Annotated in this window: 12 protein-coding genes and 1 pseudogene; 2 read left to right on the forward strand and 11 right to left on the reverse strand. The window is 71.0% G+C overall.

The window, feature by feature from the left end; translation table 11 throughout:
• Nucleotides 1–73: 73 nt before the first annotated feature.
• On the reverse strand, nt 74–1435 hold the full coding sequence (xylB, locus tag QSK34_RS21830) for a xylulokinase (protein ID WP_285586085.1): 1362 nt from the start codon (nt 1433–1435) through the stop codon (nt 74–76).
• On the reverse strand, nt 1435–2577 hold the full coding sequence (gene xylA / locus QSK34_RS21835; RefSeq protein ID WP_030456334.1) for a xylose isomerase: 1143 nt from the start codon (nt 2575–2577) through the stop codon (nt 1435–1437). The genes xylB and xylA overlap by 1 nt, the downstream gene beginning before the upstream one ends.
• A 119-nt stretch (nt 2578–2696) precedes the next feature.
• Between xylA and QSK34_RS21840 the strand changes: the two genes are divergently transcribed.
• Nucleotides 2697–3899 (forward strand): ROK family transcriptional regulator, encoded by a 1203-nt coding sequence (locus QSK34_RS21840; protein WP_285586087.1) that lies wholly within the window; start codon nt 2697–2699, stop codon nt 3897–3899.
• On the opposite strand, the gene QSK34_RS21845 is transcribed toward QSK34_RS21840, so the two are convergent.
• Complete coding sequence (locus QSK34_RS21845; RefSeq protein ID WP_161479701.1) at nt 3868–4080, reverse strand: hypothetical protein; 213 nt, start codon at nt 4078–4080, stop codon at nt 3868–3870. The genes QSK34_RS21840 and QSK34_RS21845 overlap by 32 nt on opposite strands.
• 98 nt (nt 4081–4178) lie before the next feature.
• Between QSK34_RS21845 and QSK34_RS21850 the strand changes: the two genes are divergently transcribed.
• Nucleotides 4179–4682, forward strand: a complete 504-nt coding sequence (locus QSK34_RS21850; protein ID WP_161479700.1) for a VOC family protein — start codon at nt 4179–4181, stop codon at nt 4680–4682.
• On the opposite strand, the gene QSK34_RS21855 is transcribed toward QSK34_RS21850, so the two are convergent.
• From QSK34_RS21855 to QSK34_RS21890, 8 genes and pseudogenes are all read right to left on the reverse strand, one after another.
• Nucleotides 4679–5053 (reverse strand): hypothetical protein, encoded by a 375-nt coding sequence (locus QSK34_RS21855; RefSeq protein ID WP_285586088.1) that lies wholly within the window; start codon nt 5051–5053, stop codon nt 4679–4681. The two genes, QSK34_RS21850 and QSK34_RS21855, sit on opposite strands and share 4 nt — an antisense overlap.
• Nucleotides 5050–5439 (reverse strand): hypothetical protein, encoded by a 390-nt coding sequence (locus QSK34_RS21860; protein ID WP_285586090.1) that lies wholly within the window; start codon nt 5437–5439, stop codon nt 5050–5052. The genes QSK34_RS21855 and QSK34_RS21860 overlap by 4 nt, the downstream gene beginning before the upstream one ends.
• Nucleotides 5440–5474: 35 nt before the next feature.
• Nucleotides 5475–6236 (reverse strand): aldo/keto reductase, encoded by a 762-nt coding sequence (locus tag QSK34_RS21865; protein WP_285586706.1) that lies wholly within the window; start codon nt 6234–6236, stop codon nt 5475–5477.
• A gap of 42 nt (nt 6237–6278) precedes the next feature.
• Nucleotides 6279–6683, reverse strand: a pseudogene (locus tag QSK34_RS21870) (GNAT family N-acetyltransferase); the annotation flags it as partial.
• Nucleotides 6684–6685: 2 nt separating this feature from the next.
• Nucleotides 6686–7216: a DUF305 domain-containing protein gene (locus QSK34_RS21875; RefSeq protein WP_285586091.1), complete on the reverse strand. Its 531-nt coding sequence runs from the start codon at nt 7214–7216 to the stop codon at nt 6686–6688.
• A gap of 60 nt (nt 7217–7276) precedes the next feature.
• Nucleotides 7277–8140: a lytic polysaccharide monooxygenase auxiliary activity family 9 protein gene (locus QSK34_RS21880; RefSeq protein WP_285586092.1), complete on the reverse strand. Its 864-nt coding sequence runs from the start codon at nt 8138–8140 to the stop codon at nt 7277–7279.
• 187 nt (nt 8141–8327) lie between these two features.
• Nucleotides 8328–9845, reverse strand: a complete 1518-nt coding sequence (locus QSK34_RS21885) for a ferredoxin reductase family protein (protein ID WP_285586093.1) — start codon at nt 9843–9845, stop codon at nt 8328–8330.
• A complete protein-coding gene (locus tag QSK34_RS21890; RefSeq protein WP_285586094.1) occupies nt 9842–10375 on the reverse strand; it encodes a DUF305 domain-containing protein in 534 nt (177 codons plus the stop codon). The genes QSK34_RS21885 and QSK34_RS21890 overlap by 4 nt, the downstream gene beginning before the upstream one ends.
• Between the last annotated feature and the right edge of the window lie 14 nt (nt 10376–10389).

The following is a 10389-nucleotide window of genomic DNA, read 5'->3' on the forward strand; positions in this document are numbered from 1 at the left end:
TGATGCAAACCCCCTAGGGGGGATCAGGGTCGCCCCAGGGCCGGGGGTGGGCCCAGGCCCACCCCCGGCGGGGTCACGCCGCGGCTTCTCTGTACCGTTCGCGCAGGCCGGGGATGGGGTCGCCCTCGAAGACGGTGACCTCACCGGAGGCCCACTCCGGCGGCTCCTCGCCACCGGTGAGCAGCCAGGCGGCCTGGCGGGCGGCGCCGTCGGCGACGTACTCCCCGGGCGGGGGCACGTGCACCGGCACACCGAACACGCTCGGCGCGATGGTGCGCACGGCCTCCGAGCGCGCGCCGCCGCCGATCAGCAGCACCCGGTTGGGCGCCAGGCCGAGGGCGTCGAGCGCGTCGGCGAGACCGCAGAGCATGCCCTCGACGGCCGCGCGGGCGAAGTGCCCCTGCGTCGCGTTGGCCAGCCGCAGCCCGTGGAAGGAGCCGGTCGCGTCGGGCCGGTTCGGAGTGCGCTCGCCCTCCAGGTACGGCACCAGCGTCAGCCCTCCGGCCCCGGGAGGCGCCCCCAGGGCCAGATCGCTGAGCTCGGCCGGACCGACACCCAGGACCCTGCCGACCGCGTCGAGCGTGCGGGCGGCGTTCATGGTGGCGACGAGCGGGAGGAACCGCCCGGTGGCGTCGGCGAAACCGGCCACGCCTCCGGAGGAGTCCGCCGACGGGTGCTCGGCGACGGCGAAGGCCGTGCCGGACGTGCCGATGGAGACGATCACGTCGCCGGGGTGGGCGCCGACGCCGAGGGCGGCGGCCATGTTGTCACCGGTGCCGGGCGCGAGCAGGGCCTGGTTGTACGTCCCGGCCTGCTCCCTCGGCCCGAGGACCTTGGCGACCTGCGGGGTGTGGCCGATGGCCAGCTTCAGCAGGTCGAGCCGGTAGGCCCCAGTGGCCGGGGACCAGTAGCCGGTCCCCGACGCCTCCCCGCGGTCGGTGGTGACGGTCGCGGGGGTGCCGCCGAGCTTCCAGGTCAGCCAGTCGTGCGGGAGGCAGACCGACGCGGTGCGCGCGGCGTTCTCCGGCTCGTGCTGGGCCAGCCAGCGCAGCTTGGTGACGGTGAACGACGCGACGGGCACGCTGCCCACCGCCTCCGCCCACTTCTCCGGGCCGCCCAGCTCCGCGATCAGGTCGCGGGCCGCCTGGGCCGACCGGGTGTCGTTCCACAGCAGCGCCGGACGGACCACCTCGCCGTTCTCGTCGAGGCAGACCATGCCGTGCTGCTGGCCGCCCACCGAGACCGACGCGACGTCGTCGAGGCCGCCCGCCTGGGCGATGGCCTCCTGCAGCGCCGTCCACCAGTGGCTCGGGTGGACCTCGGTGCCCTCGGGGTGCTTGGCCCTGCCTTCGCGGACCAGCGCGCCGGTCTCGGCGTCGCGCACCACGACCTTGCAACTCTGGGTCGACGAGTCGACCCCCGCGACGAGTGTCATTACCGCACGCCGAGCAGGTGCTCGAGGGCGAGCTGCGACAGACGGGTGAAGTGGAAGCCCTGGGCCGCCACGCCGTCGAGGTCGAACTCGTCGTTCAGCAGGTCCTGGAGGGTCTCGCCCTCGCCGAGGGTGCGGGCGCCCAGCTCGTCGACCTTGCTGGCGGCCAGCGCCTCCTGGACCTCCGGGTCGGCCCGGTAGGCCTTGGCCTTCTCCTTGAGGATCAGGTAGGTGCGCATGTTCGCCGCGACCGAGTCCCAGGCGTCCTGCTTGTCGTCGGTCCGGACCGGCTTGTAGTCGAAGTGGCGGGGGCCCTCGTAGCCGCCGTGCTCCAGCAGGTCGACCAGGAAGAACGCGTTCTGCACGTCGCCGTGACCGAAGATGAGGTCCTGGTCGTACTTGATGCCGCGCTGCCCGTTGAGGTCGAGGTGGAACAGCTTGCCGTGCCACAGCGCCTGCGAGATGGCGTGGAAGTAGTTCAGGCCGGCCATCTGCTCGTGACCGGTCTCGGGGTTGAGGCCGACCATCTCGGGGTGCTCGAGCTCGTTGATGAACGCCAGCGCGTGGCCCACGGTCGGGAGCAGGATGTCGCCGCGGGGCTCGTTCGGCTTGGGCTCGATCGCGAAGCGGATGTCGTAGCCCTTGTCGATGACGTACTGGCTCAGGATGTCCATGGCCTCCTTGTAACGGGAGAGCGCGGCGCGGATGTCCTTGGCGGCGTCGGACTCGGAGCCCTCGCGGCCACCCCAGCACACGTAGGTCTTGGCGCCCAGCTCGGCCGCGAGGTCGAGGTTGCGGATCACCTTGCGGATGGCGTAACGGCGGATCTCGCGGTTGTTGCTGGTGAAGCCGCCGTCCTTGAACACCGGGTGGGTGAACAGGTTGGTGGTCGCCATGGGCACCTTGAGGCCGGTGTCGGCCAGGGCCTTCTTGAAGTTCTCGATGGCCCGGTCGCGGTCGGGCTCCACGGCGAGCAGGTCGTCGTCGTGGAAGGTCACGCCATAGGCCCCGAGCTCGGCCAGCTTGTGCACGGTCTCGACCGGGTCGAGCGGGGCACGGGTCGCGTCACCGAACTGGTCGCGCGCCTGCCAGCCGACGGTCCACAGACCGAATGTGAACTTGTCCTCGGGTGAGGGGGTGTACACGGGGCGCCTCCGAATTAGTCTACGTTGTGGACTAAATATGGAACGGGGACTCGTGCCGGTCAAGTAGGCGTGTCTAGGATTTCGTCCAGATTTCTGGACCGGCAGTCAGGAAGGTGCGAATGGCGCAGGCCGTACGGCACGACGCGATGCGGGCGCGCAACCTCTCCCTCGTCCTGCGGGAGGTCCGGACGCATGGCTCGCTCACGCGCGCGTCCCTGGCCGAAGTCACCGGACTGACCAAGACGACCGTGTCCAAGCTGGTGGCAGACCTGCTCGACGCCGGGCTGGTGGTGGAGACCGGGGCCGTCAGAGGCGGCGAGCGCGGCCGTCCCGGGGTCGAGGTGCGGGTCAGCGGAGACCGCGTCGCGGCCCTCGGCCTGGAGCTCAACGTCGACTATCTGGCGGTCAGGGTGGTCGATCTGGCCCGCCGGGTCAGGCTGCGTCTGACACAGACGGTCGACAACCGCTTGTCAGAACCGCTCGACGTCATCGGCGACCTCCGGCGCCTGGCGCTGTCGGCGCTCGCCCAGGCCGAGGGGACCGGGTTGCGGGTCGTCGGGGCCGGTCTCGCCGTGCCCGGCCCGGTCGACGTCGAGTCGGGCGAGATCCACAACGCCCCCAACCTCGGCTGGCGGAACGTGCCCGTGGGCACCGCGCTCGACCTCGGGGTGCCGATCAGGGTGGAGAACGAGGCCAACCTGGCCGCCCTGGGCGAGCTCTGGTTCGGCGTCGGCCGGGCCGATTTCCTCTACGTTTCGGGCGAGATCGGCATCGGCGCCGGCCTGGTCGTCAACGGCGCCCTGTTCCGCGGCGCACGCGGCTTCGCCGGCGAGCTCGGCCACGTGGTCGTGACGCCGGAGGGCCCGCAGTGCCGTTGCGGCGCCCGGGGCTGCCTGGAGCAGTACGCCGGACAGGACGCCTTCTTCGAGGCGGCCGGCGACCGCAGCCCCTACGCCCACGGCATCGACGCGATCGTCGCCCAGCTCGAACACGGCGACGCCGCCACCCTCGCGGCCTGCGACAAGGCGGGCTGGGCCCTCGGGGTGGCGCTGTCGTCGGCGATCAACCTGGTCGACCCCCACACGATCGTCCTGGGCGGCATCTACGCGCCCCTGTTCCCGTGGATCGGCGGGGTCGTCGCCGAGACGATGGGCGGACGCCTGGCGCAACTGCGCGCCCAGGCCCCGCCGGTCGAGGTCTCCCAGCTCGGCTCGGAGGCGGCGGCGCTCGGCGCGGCCGGTCAGGTGCTGGAGACCGTCGTCGCCGACCCGGCCGCGCTCTCAGAGCGGCTCACAGACCGGAGGGATCCCGCCCCACGCTGATCTGCTCGGCGATCCGGCGCACCTCGTCTCCCGACAATCTGGGCGCCGGAGGAAGGTTGCGCAGCAGCGCCGCGACCACGTCGTCGACCGCGGCTCCGGCGTGGTCGCGCGCGACCTCGTGGACCGCCTGGAACAACAGCTGGTTCTCCGCGCGCTCCCGCGCCACGCGGTCGACGATCATCGTTCACGTCCCCCTTAGAAATGGCCGCCGACCACCCTAGGACCTGGGACCGACAGTTTCCCGGGAACAAGCGGAGATCCCCGGTTGCTGCTGGAGGCATGCCGGTTCAGCGACTCAACCACGCCGTGCTGTACGTCCGCGACGTCGCACGCAGCGTCGACTTCTACGAGAAGGCCCTCGGCTTCCGAGTGGTCATGGGCTTCCCCGGAGCCGCGTTCCTCCAGGCGGAGGGGTCGTCCAACGACCACGACCTCGGCCTGTTCGAAGTGGGCGCCGACGCGGGCCCCACCACCGCCGGGCGCGGCGCGGTCGGCCTCTACCACCTGGCGTGGGAGGTCGACACGCTGGCCGAGCTGGAGCGGATCCAGACCCGCCTGCTCGAACTCGGCGCACTCGTCGGCGCCTCCGACCACTCGACCACCAAGGCCCTCTACGCCAAGGACCCCGACGGGCTGGAGTTCGAGGTGTCGTGGCTGGTCCCGGCCGACCTCATCACCGAGGCCATCGCGGGCGGGAAGGCGTCGGTCCGGCCGCTCGACCTGACGAAGGAGATCGAGCGCTTCGGCGCGACGACCCCGGGCGGCATCGGGGTCTCCCGCTAGTCGGCCTCCGGGGGGACCACTCGATCGGCGTGGGTGGGATTCACCGGCGCCGCGGCATGGGAGGCGTCGATCATTATCGGCGCGGCCTGGCCGTTCGCGGCGATCAGCCAGGCCAGGACCGGCTCCGTGCCGTCGCCGTGCCGGAGCCGCCATCCTCCTCCCGGGATGGCGGCGATGGCGCGTCGCGTCTGCTCCAGATGCGAGAAGTCCGGCCAGTCCGTCACCGCGCGCATCTTTCCCAACTGGGGATCGACCACCAACGCGACACCAGTGGTCGAATCCCAGCCTTCCACCGGGACGCTTCTCGCCGGCTCGGTCTCCGTACCGCCGAAGACGGCGATCCAGCCCGTGGAGTTGAACGTGTACGTCATCTCGATCCCTGACTCGGTCGAGCCGGCGGGGTCACCCGGTCGGCGAGACTCATATCGTTGAAGAACACGAAGCCCATCAGATCCACCGTTACCGGGGTGGCGCCTCCGGAACTGGAGATCAGCCACGCCACCACGGCGCCGGGGCCGTCGTCTTCGTCGTCCAGTTCCCACCCTCCACCTGGCAGGGCGGCCATGAACTGCTCCGCTCGCTCCAGGTGGGAGAAGTCCTCCCAGTCGGTCACCGGCCGCAGCCGCCCCTGTTCGGGGTCGACCACGTAGGCGACACCCGTCTCGGTGTCCCACCCTTCGACCGGACGAGCCCGGCCAATCAGCTTCGCCGTCCCGGAGAAGAACGCGGTCCACCCGGTCATGTTGACGTAGAGCATTGATCACCTTCTGCCGCGTCGCGTCGCCACTAAGGTCAGCTGAGCCGTTTCCATTGGGCCTCGGTGAGCTGGATCGCACCGGCCGCGACGTTCTCCTCCAGGTGGGCGATCTTCGACGTACCGGGGATGGGCAGGATGACCGGAGAGCGGGCCAGCAACCAGGCCAGGCCCAGCTGGGCCGGGGTCGCGCCCGACTCGGCCGTGAGCCCGTCGACCGCGGGCAGCACCGGCCGCCACGGGAGGAAGGCGATGCCGGCCGCCTCGCAGGCGTCCACGACGGCATCGTGCTCTCGGTCGAGCAGGTTGTAGCGGTTCTGCACGCTCGCCACCTCGACGATCTCGCGCGCCTGCGCGAGCTGTTCGACGGTGACCTCGGAGAGCCCGATGTGGCCGATCTTGCCCTGGTCGCGGAGGTCCTTGAGGGTGCCGACCTGGTCGGCGAGCGGAACCTCGGGGTCGATCCGGTGGAGCTGGAGCAGGTCCAGCCGGTCCATGCGCAGGCGCGTCAGCGCCGCGTCCACTTGGGCGCGCAGTACCTCCGGCCGCCCGTCGAGCCGACCGGGCTGCGCGACTCCGACCTTGGTGGTCACGAGCAGTTCTTCTCTGTACGGCCACAGGGTGCGGGCCAGCAGCTCCTCGTTGGCGCCCCAGCCGTAGAGGTAGGCGGTGTCGATGAGCGTGACGCCGAGGTCGACGGCGCGTCTGACCACGTCGCCGTCGTTCTCGGACAGGTGCATGGCGCCGAAGCCCAGCCGCCGGACCCGGAGTTCGCCGGCGATCAGGAACTCGTCGTACAGATTGCGCCAGAACGAGGTCTCGCCGGTCTGGACGAAACCGGCGCGTTGCAGCACTCGCCGGGAGCCCCGGTTCGCCACGTCGGCGCCGGCCCTCAGGCTGCGCAGGCCGTAGCCCTTCGCGCGGTCGCACAACTCCCGGACCGCCGCGGTGGCCACGCCTCGGCCGGTCGCCTTCTCGGCTAGGCGGAAGCCCAGTTCGGCGGTGCCGTTCTCCAGGTCGTACAGGTTGAAGCGGCCCAGGATCTCGCCGTCGTCGGCGACCAGCACGTGGAAGCGCAGCGTGCCCTTGGCCTGGTCGTCGAGCACGGCCTGGTGATGGACGGGGAACGTGGTGAAGTAGTCGTCGCCCCGGTCCTCGACGGTTCGGGCGAAGAAGGCGCGGTTGTCGGTCTCGAAGGTCAGGAGCCGATCGGCGTGATCGGCACGCAGAAGCTGGAGTTCCGGCATGCCTATGAGTCAAGCAGGTCCAGCATGTAGGTGATCTGCGCCGACCGGGCGACGTCGATCTGCTCGGCCAGGTCGCGTGCTGCCGGGTTGGCGCCGCTGCCCTTCTCGTAGCGGGCGAACTGGATCGCGTCGTCCTGGTGGGCGATGAGGGCGTTCAGCAGTTCGCGGGGGAAGTCGGCGTCGGCGGTCCTGCGCAGCCGGGTCAGGTCCTTCTGGGCGTCGATCGCGGTGCCGCCGTGGGCGTGGTGGGCCTCCTGGTCCATCGTCAGCGGCTGTTCCCACTGGAGGAGCCACGTCGTCATCGTGCTCGTCTCGGTCGCCTGGGTCGCCCGCATCGCGGCGGCGAGCTGCTCGACCTTCTGGGGCAGCTCGCGGCTCTCGGCGAGCCGGGCCAGCTCGTGGCCCTGTTTGTTGTGCGCGACCATCATCTGCAGGAACATGACGTCGGCCGCGTTGACCGGGGCTTCTTCCTGGACGCCGGGCGGGGCGCAGGCCGTACAGGCAAAGAAGAGAACGATGAGCAGCCGGCGCATGCCCGCCTCCTTCGACGGCGGGCCGCGTCCGTCGGACGCGGCCCGCGTTCACTCACGGGATCAGACGCGCTGCCACAGGGCGGGCACGTTCGGCGGCTCCCAGCCGACGAGCGAGGTGTGCGGCTGGCGGCACTGGTAGGTGACACCGCCGTAGGTCACCCGGTTGCCGGTCTGGTAGGCCACACCGGGCGCCCAGGTGCCGCCGGGGTTCTGGGTGGGCGTGACCGTCGGGGTCGGCGTGGGTGTGGGGGTCGGGGTGACGGTCGGCGTCGGCGAGGGGGTCGGGTTCGGGTTGCCGCCGCCGAAGACCACGTCGGAGCAGGTGTAGAACGCCTCGTTGGAGCCGACCACCCGCTGCCAGATGGAGTAGAGGATGTGGCGGCCGGTCCGCTGCGGGATGTTGATGGTCCAGTTGGTGAACGTGGTCGGGTTGAAGTTGTTGAACGTCTGGATGTGCACCAGGTCCGACCACTTCAACGGCATCGACGGGTTCCAGCCCTCGCGGGTGATGTAGAACTCGAAGTTGCTGTTCGAGTGGGGCGCGGTGGCGTGGTAGGTGATGGTGCGCGGCCCGGCCGAGAACGGCGTGGCCGGCCAGTCGGTGCGCTGGAGGTCCAGCCCCCGGTACTTGTCACGGCCCGCGCTGCAGAGCTTCCCGTCGGGAATGAGCTGGCGGTGCCGGCCACCCGCTTCGAGCAGGCTGACCTCGTTCCAGTCGTAGAAGGCCTGGGTGCCGCCGGCCGCGACGGCGGCGGCGCAGGCGGCCGAGTCGGGCGACTCGGGGCCCTCGTTCTTGCACTGGTAGACCCGGCTCGGGGGGTTCGACATGGTGCCGTGGGCGCTGGCGGGCGCGGACGGCAGGACTACGAGCAGCGAACCGGCCATCAGGCCGGCGGCGGCTGCGGCCACCTTGTTACGTAACACCTGGCTCTCCTCCGTGGAGCGGATACGCGAACTCCGGCCACCTCATGAGGAGAGCCGGAGCCCATGGCGGAAGGATCAGCGGGGGAACGCGGGGTGACGGCCGCGGACTTCAGCTTTCTATAAAGAAACCTTCCTAAGAGAAGGATCACTCAGACTTCCTGACTCCGCAAGTCCGAGTTTCGGCGGCCTAGAAGTCGAAGTTCTCCAGGTGGATCTGCTGCTTCGGCACGCCCGCCCGCCGCAGCGCGTTGAGCGCCTTCTGCGTCATCCCGCGCGGCCCGCACACGAACACGTCGTAGTCGGCCAGATCGGGAATGGCGCGGGACAACGAGCGGCCCGTCAGCGGAACCGTCAGGTCCTCGTTCACCGTGTAGTGCACCCGCGCGCCCCGGGCCGCCGCGATGGCGTCGAGTTCCCCGCGCAGGACCAGGTCCTCGACCGTCCGGGCCAGGTAGAGCAGCGTCACCTGGCCGGGCATCGACTCGAACAGCGCCCGCAGCGGGCTGATGCCCACACCCCCCGCGATCAGCAGGACCCGGTCCGAACGCCCCCGGGCGGCGGTCAGCGCGCCGTAGGGGCCCTCGGCCCAGACGCGGGTGCCGGGGGCCAGGGAGAACAGGGCCCGACTGTGGGCGCCGGCCGCCTTCACGGTGATGCGCAGGTGCCGGCCGCTCGGCACCGCCGACAGGGAGTAGGGATTGGCGGCCCACCACATGCCCTTGGTCAGGAAGCGCCACCGGAAGAACTGGCCGGGCTCGGCGCCCAGCGACTCCAGGTCGTCGCCCGCGATGTAGACGGAGACCACGTCGGCCGACTCACGCCGGATCCCGGCCACCCTCAGGCGGTGCCGCCGGGATCGGATCACCGGCACGGCGAAGCGGTACCAGAGGAGGAGCGCGGCCACGCCCAGGTAGAGGCCCCGCCAGGCCCACGCGCCGACGCCTCCGAAGGACGGCCCGGTGAGCTGGTGGGCGAAGCCCAGGTAGATGGCCAGGTAGGTGAGGAAGTGGGCGTGGTGCCAGGCCTCGTAGGACATCCGCGACCGGATCGCCCGTGCCGAGATCAGACCCACGGCCAGCAGCAACGCCAGGGAGACGGTCGCTTCGAGGATGCCCGGGCCGTACAGGACGAGACCGAAGGTGCCCTCCCACACGCCAGAGCTGACCGCGCGGGCGGCCATGGCGAAGACCATGTGCGCCACCGACAACGCCAGCGTGCCGCGGCCTCCCAGGGCGTGCCAGCGGGAGAGGCGGTCCGAGCCGATCGTCCGGTCGAGGTAGGGGATGCGGGCCATGAGGGCGACCAGGATCGCCGCGCCGTAGCCGGCCAGCAGGCCGGTCAGGCGGCCCAGCCAGGCCAGGCCGTCGGCGGTGGAGGCGACTTCGGGCAGGTCGGCCCAGCAGCCGGCGGTCGCCACGACCGCGCCGGTCCAGAGCAGGGTGCCGACGAAGCTTCCCGGGCGACGCCGGGGAACCGGCTTCCTCTGAACGGCGGGCCGGGACCGGCGGCCGCGCTGCCTCTGTGCGGGGACCGGGTGCAGGCTGTCCGTCGCGGGGCCGTCGCCGCTCGCCCGCTCCCGGCGGGCGGGGCGGGGCCCGGCCGGGATCGGTCGCAGGCTGCCCGTGGCCGGTCCCTCCTCGTCGAGCAGGGACACCCAGCGGGCCTCCGACGGGGGGCGGAGCAGGGACTCCCAGTGGGTCGTCATCTCAGATCGGCCAGCGTCGCTTCGCGGGCGGCCGAGAGGGTCTTGGCGTACTGCTTCGTCGCCTCGTTCGCGCCGGATGTCTGTTCGCCTTTCGCGACCAGCAGGGACTGGGTCAGGAAGTCCTTCAGGTGTTTCCGGAACAGCTTGTCGAACGGCTCCGCGTTGAGACGTTGCGCTATCAACAGGTCGCTCTTCGTCACCATACCGGGCATGTCATGACCCTCGTGGACGTTTGTCGGCGGAAGCCCCGCTTCACGCAACAACCCACGTAGCCCCTCAAGTTGCTGCTGCTGTTCGGCCGCGACCTGGGACGCCATGGCCAGCACTGACGGGTTCGCTGTGCGTTCAGGCGCCAGGTCCGTCAGTGCCAGCACCGACTCGGTCATGGGGATCTCGAGCTGGATCCAGGCCACGTCCGTCGGGTTGAACGCGGCCGAGGGCCGCGCCACCGCAGAGGGCTGCACCGCCGCCGCAGCAGGAGCGTGAACCTGCGGGGCGGCGCAGCCCGGCACCAGGAGGGCCGCGAGCACGACCGCCCAGGGTG

It is taken from the genome of Herbidospora sp. NBRC 101105, assembly GCF_030269205.1.
In the GTDB taxonomy this organism is placed as follows: Bacteria; Actinomycetota; Actinomycetes; order Streptosporangiales; family Streptosporangiaceae; genus Herbidospora; species Herbidospora solisilvae.

Bases quoted from the DNA above. Each gene is read 5' to 3' on its own strand.
- xylB (WP_285586085.1), bottom strand. From the start codon at position 1,435: ATGACACTCGTCGCGGGGGTCGACTCGTCGACCCAGAGTTGCAAGGTC.
- QSK34_RS21840 (WP_285586087.1), top strand. From the start codon at position 2,697: ATGGCGCAGGCCGTACGGCACGACGCGATGCGGGCGCGCAACCTCTCC.
- QSK34_RS21845 (WP_161479701.1), bottom strand. From the start codon at position 4,080: ATGATCGTCGACCGCGTGGCGCGGGAGCGCGCGGAGAACCAGCTGTTG.
- QSK34_RS21850 (WP_161479700.1), top strand. From the start codon at position 4,179: ATGCCGGTTCAGCGACTCAACCACGCCGTGCTGTACGTCCGCGACGTC.
- QSK34_RS21855 (WP_285586088.1), bottom strand. From the start codon at position 5,053: ATGACGTACACGTTCAACTCCACGGGCTGGATCGCCGTCTTCGGCGGT.
- QSK34_RS21860 (WP_285586090.1), bottom strand. From the start codon at position 5,439: ATGCTCTACGTCAACATGACCGGGTGGACCGCGTTCTTCTCCGGGACG.
- QSK34_RS21875 (WP_285586091.1), bottom strand. From the start codon at position 7,216: ATGCGCCGGCTGCTCATCGTTCTCTTCTTTGCCTGTACGGCCTGCGCC.
- QSK34_RS21885 (WP_285586093.1), bottom strand. From the start codon at position 9,845: ATGACGACCCACTGGGAGTCCCTGCTCCGCCCCCCGTCGGAGGCCCGC.